The organism is Nocardiopsis moroccensis (genome assembly GCF_055763695.1).
The window spans coordinates 2,055,985-2,075,176 of the sequence record NZ_CP199747.1; the positions used below are offsets into that span (position 1 = coordinate 2,055,985).

General features: G+C 72.9%; 15 protein-coding genes. 9 read left to right on the forward strand and 6 right to left on the reverse strand.

Annotated features, from left to right (window positions below; genetic code table 11):
- Positions 1 to 147: 147 nt before the first annotated feature.
- The gene (locus ACUKCB_RS09240) at positions 148 to 1,779 is read right to left on the reverse strand and encodes a glycoside hydrolase family 10-like protein (RefSeq protein ID WP_473040106.1); all 1,632 of its coding nucleotides are present in this window, start codon (positions 1,777 to 1,779) and stop codon (positions 148 to 150) included.
- Positions 1,780 to 2,102: 323 nt separating this feature from the next.
- Between ACUKCB_RS09240 and ACUKCB_RS09245 the strand changes: the two genes are divergently transcribed.
- The gene (locus tag ACUKCB_RS09245; RefSeq protein WP_473040107.1) at positions 2,103 to 3,386 is read left to right on the forward strand and encodes an isochorismate synthase; all 1,284 of its coding nucleotides are present in this window, start codon (positions 2,103 to 2,105) and stop codon (positions 3,384 to 3,386) included.
- A gap of 98 nt (positions 3,387 to 3,484) precedes the next feature.
- A complete protein-coding gene (locus ACUKCB_RS09250) occupies positions 3,485 to 3,934 on the forward strand; it encodes a GNAT family N-acetyltransferase (protein WP_473040108.1) in 450 nt (149 codons plus the stop codon).
- 139 nt (positions 3,935 to 4,073) lie between these two features.
- Here the strand turns inward: ACUKCB_RS09250 and ACUKCB_RS09255 are convergent, their stop codons facing one another.
- The 5 genes from ACUKCB_RS09255 to ACUKCB_RS09275 all read right to left on the reverse strand — a co-directional run bounded on the left by ACUKCB_RS09255 (position 4,074) and on the right by ACUKCB_RS09275 (position 9,868).
- Complete coding sequence (locus tag ACUKCB_RS09255) at positions 4,074 to 6,095, reverse strand: PhoX family protein (protein WP_473040109.1); 2,022 nt, start codon at positions 6,093 to 6,095, stop codon at positions 4,074 to 4,076.
- A gap of 305 nt (positions 6,096 to 6,400) precedes the next feature.
- Positions 6,401 to 6,835: an NUDIX hydrolase gene (locus tag ACUKCB_RS09260; protein WP_473040110.1), complete on the reverse strand. Its 435-nt coding sequence runs from the start codon at positions 6,833 to 6,835 to the stop codon at positions 6,401 to 6,403.
- Complete coding sequence (locus ACUKCB_RS09265) at positions 6,832 to 7,683, reverse strand: ABC transporter ATP-binding protein (RefSeq protein ID WP_473040111.1); 852 nt, start codon at positions 7,681 to 7,683, stop codon at positions 6,832 to 6,834. Before ACUKCB_RS09265 ends, ACUKCB_RS09260 begins: the two co-directional genes overlap by 4 nt.
- Complete coding sequence (locus tag ACUKCB_RS09270) at positions 7,680 to 8,789, reverse strand: FecCD family ABC transporter permease (RefSeq protein ID WP_473040112.1); 1,110 nt, start codon at positions 8,787 to 8,789, stop codon at positions 7,680 to 7,682. Before ACUKCB_RS09270 ends, ACUKCB_RS09265 begins: the two co-directional genes overlap by 4 nt.
- A complete protein-coding gene (locus tag ACUKCB_RS09275; RefSeq protein WP_473040113.1) occupies positions 8,786 to 9,868 on the reverse strand; it encodes a FecCD family ABC transporter permease in 1,083 nt (360 codons plus the stop codon). Before ACUKCB_RS09275 ends, ACUKCB_RS09270 begins: the two co-directional genes overlap by 4 nt.
- Before the next feature lie 167 nt (positions 9,869 to 10,035).
- Here ACUKCB_RS09275 and ACUKCB_RS09280 point away from each other — a divergent pair, with 167 nt between their 5' ends.
- The 7 genes from ACUKCB_RS09280 (at position 10,036) to ACUKCB_RS09310 (ending at position 19,163) form a co-directional block, all read left to right on the forward strand.
- Positions 10,036 to 11,061: an ABC transporter substrate-binding protein gene (locus ACUKCB_RS09280; protein ID WP_473040114.1), complete on the forward strand. Its 1,026-nt coding sequence runs from the start codon at positions 10,036 to 10,038 to the stop codon at positions 11,059 to 11,061.
- A 148-nt stretch (positions 11,062 to 11,209) separates the two neighbouring features.
- The gene (locus tag ACUKCB_RS09285; protein WP_473040115.1) at positions 11,210 to 12,481 is read left to right on the forward strand and encodes a type III PLP-dependent enzyme domain-containing protein; all 1,272 of its coding nucleotides are present in this window, start codon (positions 11,210 to 11,212) and stop codon (positions 12,479 to 12,481) included.
- A 141-nt stretch (positions 12,482 to 12,622) separates the two neighbouring features.
- The gene (locus tag ACUKCB_RS09290; RefSeq protein ID WP_473040116.1) at positions 12,623 to 13,213 is read left to right on the forward strand and encodes a GNAT family N-acetyltransferase; all 591 of its coding nucleotides are present in this window, start codon (positions 12,623 to 12,625) and stop codon (positions 13,211 to 13,213) included.
- A 35-nt stretch (positions 13,214 to 13,248) separates the two neighbouring features.
- On the forward strand, positions 13,249 to 14,787 hold the full coding sequence (locus ACUKCB_RS09295; RefSeq protein WP_473040117.1) for a pyridoxal phosphate-dependent decarboxylase family protein: 1,539 nt from the start codon (positions 13,249 to 13,251) through the stop codon (positions 14,785 to 14,787).
- Positions 14,784 to 16,112, forward strand: a complete 1,329-nt coding sequence (locus tag ACUKCB_RS09300; protein ID WP_473040118.1) for a lysine N(6)-hydroxylase/L-ornithine N(5)-oxygenase family protein — start codon at positions 14,784 to 14,786, stop codon at positions 16,110 to 16,112. Before ACUKCB_RS09295 ends, ACUKCB_RS09300 begins: the two co-directional genes overlap by 4 nt.
- Positions 16,109 to 17,395 carry a hypothetical protein gene (locus ACUKCB_RS09305; RefSeq protein ID WP_473040119.1) on the forward strand — a complete coding sequence of 429 codons (1,287 nt, stop codon included), beginning with the start codon at positions 16,109 to 16,111 and terminating at the stop codon, positions 17,393 to 17,395. Before ACUKCB_RS09300 ends, ACUKCB_RS09305 begins: the two co-directional genes overlap by 4 nt.
- Positions 17,388 to 19,163, forward strand: coding sequence for an IucA/IucC family protein (locus ACUKCB_RS09310; protein WP_473040120.1), 1,776 nt, complete (start codon positions 17,388 to 17,390; stop codon positions 19,161 to 19,163). The genes ACUKCB_RS09305 and ACUKCB_RS09310 overlap by 8 nt, the downstream gene beginning before the upstream one ends.
- Positions 19,164 to 19,192 lie beyond the last annotated feature (29 nt).

The window sequence follows — 19,192 nt, forward strand, 5'->3', positions numbered from 1 at the left end:
TAGCAGATCATAACTTCCTCACCAAGTTGCTGTGGTTTTTGCCAGTCCGGGGAAATGCGAACGGGCCCGCCCCGGCGTGGGGCGGGCCCGCAGGTCCCGCTGGAGCCGCGGCGCCGGTCGGGCGCCGCCGCTCCGGTGCGGTCCGGGTCAGCTGCGGGGGTCCGCGATCTCGCTGACCGGCCCCTCCACCCGGTAGTCGTCCAGGGCGGTGACCACGTAACCGGCGCCGTCCTCCAGGGGCTCGGTGTCGGTCAGGGTGGAACCGCCGGTCATCCCGACCAGGTTCTCCGGTGCCAACGCGGCGCAGTAGGCCTGGTCGTCACCGTCCTCCAGGGCCTGGGCCGCGTCGGCCGCAAGACGGTAGACCGCGTAGAAGCGGGCGTCCTCGATCTGCTGCCACTCGACCTCGACCGTGCCGTCGCCCTCCCGGGCGGAGACGCCGGTGGGCGCGCCGACCAGGGGCCCCTCGGCCCCGGGCGAGTCGATCACCGGGGGCAGCGCGGGCCCGGCGTAGTGGGTGTCGAGCAGGTGCTCGACCGCGCCGCCGTTCTCGCGCAGGCTCCTGATCGAGAAGTAGATGTCTCCGGAGACCTGGTCGAGTTCACCCGAGAAGTCGAGTTGTCTGCTCAGCGCGTCGTCGTCGGTCCAGCCATCATCGCCGAGACGGTAGGCGGCCTGGCCCACGTACAGGTCGACGCCGCTCCCCTCGACCTCGTCGGCCCACCACTCGGTCAGAGCCTCGTAGTCGGCCGTGGCGAACCCCCGCTCCCAGTACAGCTGTGGAGCGACGTAGTCGACGGTGCCCTCCTCGATCCAGGCACGGGTGTCCGCGTACTGGGCGTCGTAGGACTGCAGGCCCGAACTGGGCGAACCGGTGGGGTCGGTGCTGTCGTTGCGCCAGATGCCGAACGGGGAGACACCGAAGCTCACCCAGGGCTTGGTCTCCTGGATCTGGCCGTGCACGTCCCGCATGAGCTGGTTGACGTTCTCGCGCCGCCAGTCGCCGCGGTCGTCGAAGTCGCCGCCGTGCGCCTCCCAGCTGGCGTCGTCGTCGAAGGTCGCGCCGTCCTTCGGGTACGGGTAGAAGAAGTCGTCGAAGTGCATGCCGTCGATGTCGTAGCGCTCGACCACGTCCATGATGACGGAGGTGACCCACTCCCGGACCTCGGGGTTGCCGGGGTCGACGTAGGCCTCGGTGCCGTAGTCGACCAGCCATTCCGGGTTCTGCCTGACGGGGTGGTCGTCGGCGAGGTTCTCCACGTCGGGGTCCTGGAGCCCCACCCGGTAGGGGTTGAACCAGGCGTGCATCTCCAGGCCGCGCTCGTGCGCTTCCTCGACCGCGTACTCCAGCGGGTCGTAGCCCGGATCGCCGCCCTGCTCCCCGGTGAGGTAACGGGCCCAGGGTTCGAGATCGGACTCGTACACGGCGTCGGCGGTGGGCCGAGCGTGCAGGAAGACGGCGTTCAACCCCATTTCGACCGACTCGTCGAGCCACGCGTCGAGTTCGGCCTTCTGCTCCTCGGCGGACAGGCCGGGCTCGGAGGGCCAGTCGATGTTGCGGACCGTGGTGAGCCAGGTGCCGCGCATCTGGCGCTTGTCGCCGTCGGCGGCGCAGGCGGCGGGGGCCGCCAGCCCCTCGCCTCCGGCCACGGGGTCCCCGGCCCCGGAGTCGCTCCCGTTCGCGGAACACCCGGCCAACAGCACCGTGGTCGCGGCGGCGGCCGCCGCCCACCGTGTTCCGGCGCGCGGCGTGGTCACGGCCCGTGCCATCGAACGCATCAACAATTCCCTCCGGCCTGTCCGCGCACCGCCGTCCCCCTGGCGTCGCGCCGCGACCCAGATTAAAGCAAGATGTCAATTTTTGGACACGATCCGACCAATGTGTGGATAACATCGCACAGTGTGATCGCCGGGAATCTTCTCCCAGGTCAGCGAAACACCGCGGGACGGGCACCGGAAACGGCCGGGTTCCTCGGCCCTGCCGCCCGTCTCCGGCCCCCGGCGCCGCCCCCGGAGGAGGCGGGGACACGGATCTCCCGGGCCCGCCGTACGCGCCGGACCAGGGGCACGGCGTGCCGGACCGGGATTTAGACTCTGCTGCTGTGAACGCCGTGCTGAGCCCACCGAAACTGTTCGTCCGCACCGTCCCCCTGCGCGACCGCGCCGACAGCCTCGTCCGTCGGCTGCCCGAGGGAGCGGCCCTGGCCTGGTTGTCCGGGGACGACGGGATCGTGGGTTGGGGCGAGGCGGCGCGGTTGGAGCCCGAGGCGGCCCCCGCCGGGACTGCCCCCACCGACAACTCCCGTATCGCCCAGGCGGCCCGCTGGTTCGCCGGGCTGCTGGAGCACGCCGAGGTCGAGGACGAGGTGGGCCTGCCCGGCACCGGCCTGGTCACCTTCGGCACCTTCACCTTCGCCCCCACCTCCCCGGGATCGGCACTCGTCGTGCCCCGGGTACTCGTGGGCCGCCGGGGCGACCGCGCCTGGCTGACCACCGTCGCCGACGAACCCGGCGAGCACCCCGAGGAGCTGCTGCGTCCCGCCACCGAGCCGCGCCCGGTCGGGCCCCTGGAGTGGCGGCCCGGTTCACTGACCCGCCAGGAGTGGATGGACGCGGTCGCAGGGACCGTAGGGCGCATCCGGGCCGGGGAACTGGAGAAGGCCGTACTCGCCCGGGACGCCATCGCCCGGGCGCAGTCCCCCGTGGACGTGCGAGTCCTGTTGGAGCGGCTGCGCAACCGGTTCCCGTCCTGCTTCACCTTCTCCGTCGCCGGCATGGTCGGGGCCACCCCCGAGTTGCTGCTGCGCCGTGAGGGCGACCAGCTCACCTCGCTGGTGCTGGCCGGGACCCGCCCTCGCGGTGAGGACGCCGAGTCCGACCGGCGCCTGGGCCAGGAGATGATGGCATCGGCCAAGGACGTCGAGGAACACGGGCTGGCGGTGGACTCGCTGCGTACCGCGCTGGAACCGCTCGCCGCGGAGCTGGCCGTCCCCGCCTGGCCGCACCTGCTCGGACTCGCCAACGTCCAGCACCTGGCCACCCGCGTCCACGCCCGGCTCGCGCCCGGGGTCTCGGCACTGGACGCGGTGGCGGCCCTGCACCCCACCGCAGCCGTGGGCGGGACCCCCACCGAAACGGCGATGCGGCTGATCGGTGAGGTCGAGGGGATGGACCGGGGCGGTTACACCGGGCCGGTCGGCTGGCTGGACGGCGCGGGCAACTCCGAATGGGGGATCGCGCTGCGCTGCGCCCACGTGGACGGCTCAAGCGCGCGCCTGTACGCCGGCGGGGGGATCGTGGCCGGTTCGGACCCCGCCGAGGAGGCCGCCGAGACCGAGTCGAAGTTCCGGGTGATGCGCGAGGCCCTCGCCGACCCGCGGGGCTGAGCCCTCCACCACGGGCTCCGGAGCGATGCGAACGCTTGGTTCCGCCCCCGAAACGAGTTCTTGACATCCTGGAAACACCGCTGCGGCACCTTCGTGCCGTGAACGTCGAACTGGTCCCCTGGGACGACCCCGATGCCGCCGCGCTGCGCTCCGGTCAGCGGCGGGAGATCGCCGAACGGTACGGCACCCCCGACTCCGAACCCGGGACCCCGCCCTCCGCCGCCGACATCGCCGTGTTCGCGGTGGTGCGCGACGGCGCCGGCAGGGCCGTGGGCTGCGGCGGCCTACGTGACCTCGGCGAGGGAGCCGGTGAGGTCAAACGCATGTACGTTCTGCCCGAGCACCGCGGTTCGGGGGCGGCGGGGATGTTGTTGGACGCCCTGGAGGGGTGGGCGCGCGATCAGGGGTGGAAGTGCCTCCGATTGGAGACCGGTGACCGCCAGCCCGATGCGGTGCGCTTCTACACCCGTTCCGGCTACACACCCGTGCCCGCCTTCGGCGCCTACGCGGACTCCCCCGGCTCCCTGTGCTTCGAGCGGACCCTCTAGCGCCCCCGGTCCCTCGTCCCCGGGGGCGGGAAGAGGACCGGCCCCGGTCCCTCCCCCACGACGGAGAGGACCGGGGCCGGTGGCCTGCGCCGGGCCCGCGGGGCCCGGCCGGGTCCGGATCACCGCTGTCGCGGCCGGTTCACTGGCCGACGTCGCGGCCGGCCTGGTGCCAGATGCACGCCACGGACGGGCGGGGGAAGTCGCCGTCGGGCCAGGTGCTGGTCGGCGACTCGAAGGTGCCGTTGTCGCCCGGGTGCTGCGGCGCGAGGAAGACGGTCTTGTTGTCCTCGCTGATGAAGGGGCCGCAGGCCTCCGCGCGCACCGGCACCGTGGCGAAGGTCTTGAGCTCGCCGCGGAAGCGGCCCTCGACCGGCATGACGTGCAGGGCGTCGGCCGTGCCCAGCGAGCCGGGCTGGCCGTCGGTGGAGATCCACAGGTTGCCGTGCTTGTCGAAGGCCAGGTTGTCCGGCGCCGAGATCGGCATCACCTTGGACTTGTCGAAGCCCGCGTAGTAGGTGTCGTCGTCCTCGGGGTCACCGCACACCAGCGGCACGTTCCAGCCGAAGGACGTGGCGGCGTTGTCCTCGCCGTCCTCGATGATCTCCAGGATGTGGCCGTAGCGGTTGGGGCCGCGCGGGTTGGGCTCGTCGGCCTGACCCGGCTCACGGGCGGAGTTGTTGGTCAGGGCGCAGTAGACCTTGCCGGTGACCGGGCTGGGCTCGAAGTCCTCGGGGCGGTCCATCTTGGTGGCGCCCGCGGCGTCGGCCGCCAGCCGGGTGTGGACCAGCACCTCCTCGACGCTGAAGCCTTCGACGAAGCTCTCGGTGGAGTTGCACAGGGCGATCCACTCGCCGGAGCCGTCGAACTCCCCGTCGGCGGGCAGGGCGCCGGAGCCGTCGATCTCCTCGGCGGGGCTGTTGCCGGTGAGCCTGGCGACGTAGAGCGTGCCCGAGTCCAGCAGCGTCAGGTTCTGGCGGCGCGAACCCTCGACGTACCGGCCGTCACTGACGAACTTGTACATGTAGTCGAAGCGCTCGTCGTCGCCCAGGTACACCACGACCCGCCCGTCGGCGGCCAGGATGGTGTTGGCGCCCTCGTGCTTGAAGCGGCCCAGCATGGTGCGCTTGACCGGCTTGGCCTGGGGGTCGAGGGGGTCGATCTCGACGACGTAGCCGAAACGGTTGGCCTCGTTGGGGTGCTTGGACAGGTCGAAGCGCTCGTCGACCAGGTCCCAGCGGCGGCTGGAGGCACGGGTGCTGAGCCCGTAGCGGTTGGTCTCGGCGGTGCCGGGCGCGTTGCTGAAGTACTGGTGGAAGTTCTCCTCCCCGCTGAGGAAGGTGCCCCAGGGGGTCATCCCGCCCGCGCAGTTGTTGAGCATGCCCAGGACCTCGGTGCCCGTGGGGTCGGCCTCGGTCCTGAGCAGGTCGCTGCCGGCGGCGGGGCCCGAGAGGGTCATGGGGGTGGAGGTGTGGACGCGGCGGTTGAAGGAACGCTCGCCCTCCGACAGCTTCCACTGGCCGGTCCTGCCGACGCGCTCGAGCTCGACCAGGGAGCCGCCGTGCGCGGCCATGGCGATGCGGGTCTGCTCGGGGTCGGCGTCGGCTCCGCCGTTCCAGCCCGCGAACATGATGCTCTCGTTGGTGTACTCGTGGTTCACCCAGAGCAGGCCGTGGTCGTCGTCGAGCTGGTGGAAGCCGACATAGTCGCAGTTGTAGCCGAACTGCTGGGCCTGGGCCTCGGCGGTCTGGGCGTTGACGTCGAACTCGGGTGCGCCGGGCAGGACGGGGTCGCCCCAGCGGATGATGACGTGCTGCTCGTAGTGCTTGGGCACGGTGAGCGCGTCGTCGTTGTTGGGCAGCACGCTCTTGAAGGTGAGGCGGGGCGCGGGGTGGGGGCGGTTCGGGCCGCGATCGGCCGCCGCCGAGGTGAGGGAGGCCAGGCCGAAGGCGCTGACCCCGGCGGTCACCGCGCCGGCGCGCAGCGCGGAGCGGCGGGAGAGGACGCCCTGGAAGATGTCACCGAAGTAGGAGTTGGAGCTGGTGTTGGGCGCGGGGTGGAAGCAGGCGTCGCCGCAGCGGTAGTGGCACGTCGCGCGGGATCTGCCGCCGCCCACGAGATCGAGGAGGGGAAGCCGACGGCGCGGGGTCGCGGATTCGGGCACGCGTTACTCCTTGGGGATCGTGACCGCTCACACGCCCCGGGAGGAGCTGCGGGGCTCCGCCCGGGGTGCGGAGGCGATCGTGCAGGAGGTCTCCTGCCTGGTCGCTCACGACCTTGGCTGAGGTTTCACACGCTCCGGTGAAACCCGGGTGAACGCACCTACAACTCCCCCCACATGTCGGGGGTGCTCACTCCGCACAGTCGTACGAACACTCAACGTGTGACCCTACGCTGATCCTCGACCACCTACGGGCCCCCGTCCACGAGCCTCGCCCCGGCGGGTCGCGTTCCGAGCAACCCCGGGCCTCAGTCGTACATTCTCCCCAGCAGGGCTCCCTGACCGGACTGCAGCACGTGTGCGGACTCCAGCGGGAGCCAGAAGCACTCGAACCGGGCCGGCCCCCCGACCCCGTCGTTGTCCTCGGCGGAGAACCAGCGCTGCGGCACCGGTCCCTCCACCGCCAGCAGGAAGAAGTGTCGGCGCTGGAGCTCGAACCGGTACGGGGCGAGGTCGTACTCGGCGGTCCCCAGCGCGCGCACCACGCGCAGACCCTCCAGTCCAATCTCCTCCCGGGCCTCCCGCAGGGCCGCCGCCTCCGGGGATTCGCCCGGGCGCACACCGCCGCCCGGGACCTGCAGCCCGACTTCCTCCGGCGGGTGGTCGACGTGGCGGAACACCAGCAGCCGTCCCGCACGGACGACGTAGCAGAGCGCCTTGTCGCGGACCGTCCGGACGGTCATACGGCTCCCGTGCTGCGGCCGACGGGGACGATGAGCGGACCGCCGGTGACCGGGTCCTCGGTGACCACGGCCTCCAGGTCGAAGGCCTGCCGCAGGAGCTCGGGGGTGAGCACCTCGGCGGGGCTCCCGCTGGCCACCACCCGGCCCTCGCGCATGGTGATGACGGTGTCGGCGTAGCGCGCGGCCAGGTTCAGGTCGTGCAGCACCATCACGATCGTCCGCCCGCCCTGCCGGTGCAGTTCCTGAACCAGGTCCAGGACGTCGACCTGGTGCACCAGGTCCAGGAACGTGGTGGGTTCGTCCAGCAGCAGCAGGTCCGTGCCCTGGGCCAGGACCATCGAGATCCACGCGCGCTGACGCTGGCCTCCGGACAGTTCCTGGATCGGGGTGTCGGCCAGTTCCAGCAGGCCGGTCTGTTCGAGGGCCCGGGAGACCGCCTGGTGGTCGTCGCCCGACCACTGCCGGTACCACCGCTGGGACGGGTGGCGGCCCCGGGCGACCAGGTCGGCGACGGTGAGGCCGTCCGGGGCGACCGGCTGCTGCGGAAGAACCCCCAGCACCTGCGCCACCTCGCGGGTGGGCACCCGGTGGATGTCGCGACCGTCGAGCTCGACCACGCCCGACTTCGGGCGCATGAGGCGGCCCAGGGCGCGCAGCATGGTGGATTTCCCGCAACCGTTGGGACCGATCACGCAGGTGATGGTGCCCTCGACGATGTCGGCGTCCAGGCCGTCGACGACGGTGTGGTCGTCGTAGGCCAGGGTGAGGCCACGGGCGCTCAGCCGGGAGGGGGCGCGCTCGGTGGCGGGGACCTGGGCCTGAGCGGCTGTACTGGGTGAAGTGGTCACGCTTGGGCCTTTCGGTTGCCGCGGACGAGCAGGTAGATGAGGTAGAGGGCGCCCAGGCAGCCGGTGACCACACCGACCGGGAGCTGGATGTTGGTCAGCAGGTTGCGGGCGATGAGGTCGGCGCCGCAGGTCAGTGCGGCCCCTACCAGGGCGGAGAGCAGGACCGGCGGCCTGGGTGCGCGGGCCAGGCGCAGGGCGATCTGCGGGCAGGCCAGGGAGACGAACAGGATCGGCCCGGCGGCCGAGGTTCCGAAGGCGGCCAGCAGCACGGCCAGCACCAGCATCGAGGTGCGGGCCCGTTCCAGGGGCAGGCCCAGGCCCCGGGCCACGTCGTCGCTGTAGGAGAGCGTGTCCAGGGTGCGCGCGGCCACCAGGGCCAGCGGCAGCAGCACGGCCAGGGCCAGGGCGGTGGGCAGGGCGTTGGTCCAGGTCCGCATGGTCAGGCTGCCCGCGATCCACACCATGGCACGGCCGGTGTCGGTGACCTCGCCGAGGGTGAGCATCCACAGGGTGATGTTCATCAGGACCGCCGACATGCCCACGCCCACCAGCAGCAGCCGGTAACCGTCGACGCCGCCGCGCCGGGCCAGGGCGTAGCAGAGCAGGCCGGAGGCCAGTCCGCTCACGAGGGCGACGGCGGGGATGCCGAAGGAGGCCGTGGTGCCGCTGACGATGCCGTAGCTGCCGCCGAACGCCAGGACCGCGACCACGCCGGCGCTGGCTCCGTGGGTGACACCGAGCAGGTCGGGGCTGGCCAGGGGATTGCGCATGATGGTCTGGGTGACGGCTCCGGCCGCGGCCAGGGCGGCTCCGGCCAGCAGACCGACCACCACACGGGGCATCCGCACCCGCCAGAGGGTGAAGTAGTGCTCGTAGTCGGTGCCGATGATGTGCGCCCACACCTGGCCGGGTGTCAGGACGGTCTCCCCGATCATGAGGTTGAGCCACACCAGCACGGCCATGACCAGTGTCGTCACGGCGCCGGCCAGGACCGGGCGCGGCCGCCACGGGAGCGCCACGGGTCCCAGGCGCAGGACCCGGTACCGCAGTGCCAGACGGGCCAGGGCGCGCTCGCGGCCGTCGGTGGGGGTGAGGGTGGAGGTCATAGGGAGAGCAGCCTCCGGCGGCGGACGACGTAGATGAAGAAGGGGGCACCGATCAGGGCGAGGACCACACCGACCTGGAGTTCGCCCGGCGGGGCGAGGAAGCGGCCGAGCACGTCGGCGGTCAGCAGCAGGACCGCGCCCATCAGGGCCGAGTAGGGCAGCAGCCACCGGTGGTCGGAGCCGGCGACGGCCCGGGCCACGTGCGGCACGATGAGGCCGACGAAGGCGATCGGCCCGCAGGCGGCCACGGTGGCGCCGGTGAGCAGGGTGATGGCGACCAGCCCTGTCAGGCGGGCCCGGCCCACCCGGTGTCCCAGGGCGCGTGCGGTGTCCTCGCCCAGGGCCAGGGCGTTGAGTGCGCCGGCGTTGGACAGGGCCAGGAGGACGCCTGCGATCACGAAGGGCAGCAGTTGGGGGATGATGTCGGGGTCGCGGCCCACGAGGGAGCCCACCCGCCAGAACCGGAAGTTGTCCATGGTGGCCTGGTCCAGCAGGACCACCCCCGAGACCACGGAGTAGCACAGCCAGCTGACGGCGGTCCCGGCCAGGGCCAGGGTGATGGGTGTGGGTCCGCGTCCGGGGACGGAGCCGATGGCGTAGACGACGACGGCGGCGAGTGCGGCACCGCCGAAGGCGAGCGCGGACTGGGCCTGGACTGCGGTGATGCCGGCCAGCGCGATGCCCAGGACGACCGCCAGGGCGGCCCCGAAGGTGACGCCGAGGATGCTGGGGTCGCCGAGGGGGTTGCGGGTGTGGCCCTGCATGAGCGCGCCGCCCAGTCCCAGGCTGATCCCGGCGAGCACGCCCAGGGCGGTGCGGGGCAGCCGGATCTGGTGGACGATGATGTCGGCCTCGCGGTCGGCGGTCCCGGCGAGCGCCTGCCACACGGTTACGGGGTCCAGGGCGCGGGCGCCCACCAGGACGCTGGCGGCCACGACCGCTCCCAGAGCGAGCGTCAGGGCCGCCAGCCCGGCGAGGCGACGTGCGCGTCGGGCTCCGAGCACGCCCCCGCGCAGGTCGGAGGCGTCCGGGGCGGGGGCCGCCACGGGGCTCGGGGGCGGCCCGCTGGTGTCGTGCACCGAGGTCTCCCATCATGACGAAGGCCAGGTCAACCTTAGTTAGGTTTGCCTAGCCACACTTTGATGATCTAAGTTTGCCACGTCCCAACCAGGAACTACACATCCGGGGTATGTCCCCCGCTGCTCGCATGCCCCAGATCGTCCCCTAACCGATGGAGTACCTGAGAATGAACGCCTGGACCCCGCTGCGCCGTGCGGGCCTGCCCACCGTCGCGACGGCCGCGGCCGTCGCCCTGCTCACCGCCTGCGGGGCGAGCGGCCCGGCCGAGGACACCTCCGACGGGACCGGGGGTGAGTCCGCCGAGGGCTACCCGATGACGGTCGAGCACCAGATGGGCGAGACCGAGATCCCGGCGCCGCCGGAGCGCGTGCTGCCGCTGGACGCCGCCTTCGTGGACTCCACCCTGGCCCTGGGCGGCAACGTCGTGGGCTTCACCACGTTCTCCGAGGACGTCACCGAGCTGCCGGCCTACCTCCGCGACAGCGAGTGGAACACCGGCACCTCCGACGACGCCCAGCCCGTGGGGCTGCTGTGGGACCTGGACCCGGAGCTGGTGGCCGCCACCGAACCCGACCTGATCCTGTCCGCCGAGGTCCGCCACGGCGACGGCTACGGCCAGTTCACCGAGATCGCGCCCACGGTCATGTCCGAGACCACCGGTGCGATCTGGAAGGACAACCTGCGTCTGACCGCCCGGGCCCTGAACGCCGAGGACCGGGCCGAGGAGCTGCTCACCGAGTACGAGGAGCGCGCCGCCGCGATCGGCGAGGAGATCGTCGAGTCCAACGGCGGCGAGGCCCCGACCGTGTCGGTGGCCCGCTTCGCCGGCGACGAGGAGGGTGTGCGCCTGTACACCCCCACGTCCTACGTGGGCGTGATCCTGGAGGACGTGGGCCTGGAGCCCGGCCCCGGCGTGGACACCGAGACCGACGAGATCATCACCTACCACAGCCAGGAGCGCCTGCTCGACCTGGACGCCGACCACGTGTTCGTGGCCACCTACGACGACGGCGGCGCCGACGGCGTCCAGGAGTCCAAGGAGGAGTACCAGTCCAGCCCGCTGTGGAGCGAGCTGGAGGGCGAGATCACCGAGGTCGACGACGGTTACTGGATCTCGGGCGTGGGCCTGATCGCCGCCCACGAGACCCTGGACGACATCGCCGAGATCTTCGGCGTCGACGCCCAGCGCTGAGGCCGGTCCCGACCGCACGCGTCGGGCCGTGACAGCGACCGGCCCCGAGCGGGCCGACCCGGGCCCGTGCGGCAGCAGCCGCGCGGGCCCTCGCCCTGCCGTGCGCCGCGCAGGCGGCACGGCGGGACCACCAACCCGGAGGGAACACATGGAACCGCCCCGCTCCTTCGACCACACCCCGGCCCTGGCCCCCGAGCGAATCCCCCGGGCCGTCCGCGAGGCGGCCCGGAGCCTGGCCGCCGACCCCGGGTCGGGCTACGTCTACGACCCCGCCCTGGCGACGTCCCGGGCCCGTGAGCTGCGCGGTGCGCTGCCCGACTGGGCACGGGTGTACTTCGCGGTCAAGTCCAACGGCTTCGGTGAGGTCCTGGCGCACCTGGCCGAGGCGGTCGACGGTTTCGAGACCGCGTCCCTGCACGAGGCCAGCTCCGCCCTGACGCACCTGCGGGACAGCGCCGGCGGCCACCGCGGCCGTCCGATCGCCGTGAGCGGCCCGGGCAAGTCCCCAGAGATGCTCGCCGGCCTGGCCCGCCTGCGGGCCGAGAGCGGCGCCGAGGTGGTCGTCAACGCCGAGAGCGAGCTGGAGCTGTACCGGGCCTCGGCGGCCGCCGTGGCCGCGGGCACGGTGCTGCCGGTGACGCTGCGCGTCAACCCCGAGCGGGTCCCGGTGCGCGGTGCACTGGCCATGGGCGGCACTCCCTCCCCCTTCGGGCTGCCCGAGCCCCTCGTGGACGGGGCGGTGCGTACCGCCCTCTCCCTGCCCGGCCTGGACCTGACGGGCTTCCACGTGCACGCGGTGAGCGGCAACACCGACGCCGTCGCCCATGCCGCGTACGTGCGCTGGTGCCTGGAGTGGGCCCGGCGGACGGCGGACGCGCACGGGGTGGACCTGCGGGTGGTGGACGTGGGCGGCGGACTCGGCGTCCCCTTCGAGGATGACGAGGAGGCCTTCGACGTCAAGGGGTTCGGGGCGGCGCTGGCGGAGCTGCCCGACCCGGGTGTGGAGGTCGTCTTCGAGCCCGGGAGGTGGATCGCCGCCCCCGCGGGGTGGTACGCGGCGCGCGTGACCGACATCAAGTCCGCCTACGGCCTCGACTTCGCGGTCGTGCGGGGCGGGATCAACCACTTCCAGCTACCGACCTCGTGGGAGATCCGACACAACTTCGCGGTGGTGGCGGAGCCGTCGTGGCCCGAGGGGATGCCCCGGCCCCGGGTGGACGGAGCGTCGGTGACGATCTCGGGCGAGCTGTGCACGCCCGAGGACGTCCTGGCCCGGGACGTACGCGTGGAGGCGCTGCGCGCGGGCGACACGCTGGTCTTTCCCAACGCGGGCGCCTACGGGCACGAGTTCGCGATGCCCGCGTTCCTGGCCCACCCGGCGGCGCCGAGGGTGAGCGTCGATTCCTCCGAGGCGGTGTGATCCGAATCTCAGGCGGCACATCGACCTTGACATGGTTAGGTTAGCCTGGCCTAATTATTTTGTCCCTGATGTTCCCCTCGTCCCACCCCGCCCCCACCCCCGGGCGCCCAGCGCGCCGATGACCGAGGAGGCCGCACCATCGTGCCCACCGCACCGACGAGCGCAGCGACCCGCCCCCAGAACACCACGGCCTGGCGTATCGACAACCTCACCGGCACCGACGTCCTGAACGACCTCGACCCCTGGGTCGAGATCTACGAGGAGGTCTACGCGCACGCCCTGCACCTGCCCGACCACAGCGACCCGCCTTTCCGCGAACGCCTGGCCTTCAGCGCGGCCCGCCCGGGCTTCCGCCTCACCTCCTGCCACGCCGACGGGGAGCCGGCCGCGTTCGTCTACGGCTACACGCTGCCCACGACCACGGGCTGGTGGGACGGCTTCACCCCGGCACCGGACGTCGAGGACGACCTCGCACGCGAATGGCCCGGGCGCACCTTCGGCGTGTGCGAGGCCCTCATTCGCACCCCCTACCGGCGCAGCGGACTGGCCGAGCGCATGGCCCCCTTCCTGCTGAGCGGACGCGAGGAGGAACGCGCGGCCGGCCTGGTGGCCGAGACCAACACCCACGCGCTGGAGATCTTCCTGCGCAACGGCTGGCGGCAGGTGGGCGACCTCGCCCCGCACGCCGGTTGGCGCCGCCACCACTGCCTGGTCCTGCCGCTGAACGTCTGAGAAACCGACCCACGGAAACCAGGTACCACGCGCCCATGCCGATCACCCACAGTGCCGATTTGGCCACCCCCGGAGACACCCCGCTCGCTCCCCAAGGACCGCCCCCTCCCCCGCGCCTCGCCGGAGCACCCCGGGGTCCCGCCACCGTCGCGGCGCTGGTCGACGACGCCATGCGAACCCTGGCCCTGGCCACCGCCGAACGCGGCGGCCCCCTGCCGGCCAGTACCCCGCACGAGGTCGACGAGGCGGTCCGCGACGCCCTGACCGCCACCGGCACCGCCGCGCTGCCCCGCCTGACCGGGGCCCTGACCGCCGGGGCCGCCGACCCCGCCCACCCGCACTGCGCCGCCCACCTGCACTGCCCGCCCCTGGCCGTGGCCGTGGCCGCCGACACCGTCGCCTCGGTCCTCAACCAGTCCCTGGACTCCTGGGACCAGTCCCCCGCCGCGACGGCGATGGAGACCCAACTCGTCGCCGAGCTCGCCGACCTCGTCGGCTACCACGGCGCGGGGGCCGGCGGTGTGATCACATCCGGCGGCACCGAATCCAACCTCACCGCCCTGCTGCTGGCCCGCGACCACGCGCTGGGCGCCGCCGGCACCGACCCCGGCCGCCACGGGGTCGCGCGCGCGGCGGGCCCCGCGCGCCCCCGGATCCTGTGCGGCGCCGCCGCCCACTTCTCCGTCCAGCGTTCGGCCGCCCTGCTCGGCCTGGGCGAGGACGCCGTGGTCCCCGTCGAGGTCGACGACCGGCACCGGATGCGGGTCGAGGACCTGCGCTCGGCCCTGGAGCGCGTACGCGCCGACGGCGACCTGCCCGTCGCGATCGTGGCCACCGCCGGAACCACCGACCTGGGCGGTATCGACCCCCTGCCCGAGATCGCCCGCCTGGCCCGCGAGTTCGACGTGTGGCTGCACGTGGACGCCGCCTACGGAGGCGGCCTGCTCTTCTCCCGGCGCCTGCGCCACCTGCTCACCGGCATCGAGGACGCCCACTCGATCGGCATGGACCTGCACAAACTCGGCTGGCAACCGGTCGCCGCAGGTGTGCTGCTCACCCGTGAGCGCGCCCTGTTCGCCCCGCTGTCCCGCTCGGTGGACTACCTCAACCCCACCGACGACGAGGAGTCCGGCTACCCGAGCCTGCTCGGCTACTCCCTGCGCACCACCCGCCGCGCCGACGTGTTCAAGATCGCCGTGACCCTGCGGACCCTGGGCACGGACGGGCTGGGCGCCATGGTCGAGGCCTGCCACGACCTGGCCCGCTCCGCCGCGGCCCAGGTCACCGCCGACCCCCGGCTCGACCTGGCCCAAGAACCCTCCCTGACCACGGTGGTCTTCCGCTACCGGGCCGGGGGCGAGGCCGAACACGGCGACCGGGTCAACGCCCGGCTCCGCCGCCGCCTGCTGGAGCAGGGCCGCGCCGTCGTGGGCCGCACCCGCATCGACGGCCGGGTGTGGCTCAAACTCACCCTGCTCAACCCCGACACCACCCCCGACGACACCGCCGCGCTGCTCGCCCTGGTCGCCGACGCCGGCGACGCCGAGCAGGCCCACCTCCAGGAGTCCCGTTGACCAGTGCACCCTCCCCCGGCGACGGCCACGTGCACGACCTCGTGGGCGTGGGCCTGGGCCCGTTCAACCTGGCCCTGGCCGCCCTCGCCGACGCCGTCCCCGACCTGTCCGCGCACTTCCTGGAAGCCCGGCCCTCCTTCTCCTGGCACCCGGGCCTGCTCCTGGAGGGCGCCCGGCTCCAGGTCCCCTTCCTCGCCGACCTGGTGAGCCTGGTCGACCCCACCAGCCGCTGGTCGTTCCTGTCCTACCTGCGAGCACACGACCGGCTCTTCCCGTTCTACTTCTCCGAGAACTTCCACGTGCCCCGCCGCGAGTACGACGACTACTGCCGCTGGGTGGCCCACAGCCTGGACTCGTGCACCTTCGACGCCCGCGTCAGCGCCGTGCGCCACGACTCCGGCGTACTCACCGTGGACTACCTCGACGCCCACGGCCGGCGCTCCAGCGTGCGCACCCGCGCCCTGGTCCTGGGCATCGGTACCGAGCCGGTCCTGCCCGAGCCCCTGCGCGCCCTGGAGGGCGACCGGGTCTTCCACGCCGCCCACTACCTGGACCGCGCCCCCGCGCTGGCCGGGGCCGACGACGTCACGGTGATCGGATCCGGCCAGTCCGGCGCCGAGGTCTTCCTCGACCTGCTGCGCTCGGCCGCGCACCGCGACACCGTGGTGCACTGGCTGACCCGCTCGCCCGCCTTCGCCCCGATGGAGTACTCCAAGCTGGGCCTGGAACACTTCACCCCGGACTACACCCGCTACTTCCACGCCCTGCCCCAACCGGTCAAGGACCGGACCGTGCCCGAGCAGTGGCAGCTGTACAAGGGCATCAGCGCCGACACCATCTCCGAGATCCACGACGTGCTCTACGAACGCGGCATCGCCGGCGCCCCCACCGGGGCCAGCCTGCGCGCGCACTGCGAACTGCGGGCGGCCCGGCGCGCGGCGGACGGCTACGAGCTCACCTTCGTCCATCGCGAGCAGGACCGCGAGTTCACCGTGCGCACCGACGCCGTCGTGGCCGCCTCCGGCTACGCCCAGCGCGACCCCGACTTCCTGGCGCCCGTCGCCGAGTTCCTGCACACCGATGACCGCGGACGTCCGATCATCGGCGCCGACCTGCGCCTGTCGGCCGACCCGGCCCTGGAGGCCCCCATCCACGTGCAGAACGCCGAACTGCACACGCACGGCGTCGGCGCACCGGACCTGGGGCTGGGCGCCTGGCGCGCGGCCACCATCCTCAACAGCATCGCCGGACGCACCGTCCACCGGCTGCCCGAACGCACCGCCTTCACCTCCTTCGGTGCGCCCGCGCCCGGGGCCGGACGGTGAACAACCCCTCCTTCCGCCGCCTGTACCTGCTCGTCGTCGTCATGCACGTGGTCTCGGACGTGGCGCTGAGCCCGTTCTACCCCCAGCTGTTCGAGCGTCTGTTCGGCGTCACGGACGTGGCCGCGACCGGTACCTACATCTGGGTGTGCCGGGCCACCGCCCTGGCCGCGATGCCGTTGTGGAGGCTGGTGGCCCGCCGCCTGACCATGGCCTCGCTGGTCACCTGGGGTCTGGTGGCCGCCGCCGTGCTGGAGGTGGCGATCGCGCTCTCGCCGACCTTCACCGCCTTCACCGTGCTCTCGGCCGTCCAGGTGGCGGTCACCATGTCCTTCGCCCTGGCCTACCCGGCCTTCGTGGGCAGCGGCGGCGACCGGCTGCGTGACGTGACGGTCCACGCCTACGTGATCAACGTCGGGATCGTGGGGGCCACGGTCCTGGGCGCGGCGATCATGGCGCTGCCCGACCCCCGGTGGGGCATCGCCTCGTGCGCGCTGCTCTACCTGGCCCTGGCCGTGTTGTGCCACCGCCACCTGCCCCGGCGCGCCACTCCCTCGGCCGAGGCCGGAACCCCGACCGCCCTCGACGCCGAGGCCGGGACCGCGCCCTCCACCCGACCCGGCCGACGGACGCTGGCCGCGCTCGCGGCGGTGTGCGCCGCCGTACTGGCCGCCGAGACCGCCCGCCTGGTCGTGCGCCCCTTCTTCACCGTGTACGCCGAGGAGACGGGGGTCGACCCCGCCCTGTCCGCCGGGCTGTTCCTGCTCCCGCAGCTGACCGTCCTGGCGGTGCTCCCCCTGGCGGGACGGGCCCACGCCCTGCTGGGGCGGGCCCTGCTCCCGGCCGCGTGCGCGCTGGCGGCGGCGGGCCTGCTCGTGCAGTTCCTGGCACCGGGGCTGGGCCTGCTCGCCCTGGGCCGGGTGGTCTTCGGCGCGGGCCTGGGCCTGGGGCACGTCGCCCTGGACCTGCGGGTGTTCGCGGTGACACGGGCACGCGGCCCGGCCTTCGCGGCCGTGGAAACCGTCCGCGTCAGCGCCACCCTGCTCAGCCCGGTCCTGGCCACCGGGCTGGCCGCCACCGGACTCGGACTGCCGCTGGCGGCCGGCGCGGCGCTGTTCGCCGTACTCTCGCTGCTGCTCATCGCGCTGCCCGCGGCGCCGGGCACGCCCCGCACGAACGCCCCCGCCCCGGCCCCCGCCGACCCGTCATCGCACCACAACCCGTCACACCCGACACCTCCCGCGCCGAGCGCGCGGGCCCGTGAGGAGAGGGACCAGCATGTCTGAGACCGCAACGCCCCCAACCGCCGACATCTGGCGCCGGGCGGGCCGCCGCCTGCTCGCCCACATGGTCGGCGAGATGGCCTACGAGGAGATGATCACGCCCCGGGGCGAGGGCTCCGACCGCTGGACCCTGGCCGTGGACGACGGGGCCGCCTACTCCTTCACCGCGCGCCGGGGCGGGTTCGGGTCCTGGCACGTGGACCCCGACTCATTCACCCGCACCACCGACCAGGGGGAGGAGGACGCCTGGGACCCCACCCTGTTCGTCACCGACGCCCAGAAGACCGTCGGGCTGCCCGGTGACTCCCTGGCCGAGGTGGTCCGCGACCTGCTGGCCACGCACACCGCCGACGCCCGCCTGCTCCAGGCCGTCCCCGACGCGGGGGCCCTGGCCGACCTGCCCTACGAGGACCTGGAGGGCTACCAGACCGGCCACCCCTGCATCTTCGTCAACAAGGGCCGTCTGGGCTTCTCGACCGCTGACGCCGAGCGCTACACCCCCGAGGCGCGCGGTGCCTTCCAGCTGGTGTGGATCGCCGTCCACCCCGATCTGGCCCGCTTCCAGTCCATGGCCGGCACCGACCGCCCGGGGCTGCTCCGGGAGGAACTCGACGACGACCAGCGCGCCGAGTTCGCCCGGCGCGTGCGCGAGGCGGGCGGCGACCCCGACACCTACCAGTGGCTTCCCGTGCACCCCTTCCAGTGGGACGAGGTCATCGCCCCGCTCTTCGCCGCCGAACTCGCCCTGGGCCGCCTGGTACGGCTCGGAACCAGCCGCGACCGGTACCGCCCCTTCCAGTCCATCCGCACCCTGATGAACCTGGACCGGCCCGACCGGCTCAACGTCAAGGTGCCGCTGATGATCCGCAACACCCTGGTCTGGCGCGGCCTCTCGGGCACCCAGACCGGCTGCGCCCCGCACACCAGCACCTGGCTGCGAACCCTGGCCGAGCGCGACCCCTACTTCGCCGAGACCGGGGTGATCATGCTCGCCGAACGGGCCTCGGCGACCGTGCCCCACCCGGTCCTGGACCGGCTGCCCCAGGCCCCCTACCGCTTCCACGAGCTGCTGGGCACCATCTGGCGCGAGCCGATCCACCGCCACCTGGCCCCCGGCGAGCGGGCCCGCACCATGGCCTGCCTGCTGCTGGAGGGCTCCGACGGGCGCGCCCTGGTCGCCGAGCTGGTCCAGCGGTCGGGGCTGGAGCCCGTGGAGTGGCTGCGCCGCTTCCTGGGCGCGCTGTTCCCGCCGGTGCTGCACTACCTCTACCGCTACGGCGCCTCCTTCACCCCGCACGGGGAGAACGTCGTCCTGGTCTTCGACGACCGCGACCGGCCCGCCCGCATCGCGCTGAAGGACTTCGGGTCCGACGTCGAACTCCTGCCCTTCGACCTGCCCGAGTACGCCGAGATCCCCGACCACGTACGCGCCCAACTGCACCGCTGGGAACCGGGCGAGCTGGCCCACTCGGTGCTCTCGGCGATCTGCGCCGGTCACCTGCGTTTCCTCGCCGACATCGTCCGATGCCAGCTCGGGGTGGACCCCGACCAGCTGTGGGCGCTGGCCCGCGAGCAGGTGCTGGCCTACCAGGAGCGCTTCCCCGAACTGGCCGAGCGCTTCGCCTGGTTCGACCTGCTGGCGCCGCGCGTGGGCCGGGTCGCGCTGAACCGGGAGCAGCTCATGGGCGGCGGCTTCCACGAGCGCGCCGAACGCGACGCCGAGTTCGACGTCATGCACGGCCAGGTCGACAACCCGCTGGCCCCGCGATGACCACCACTCCCCTTTCCCCGGAGACACCA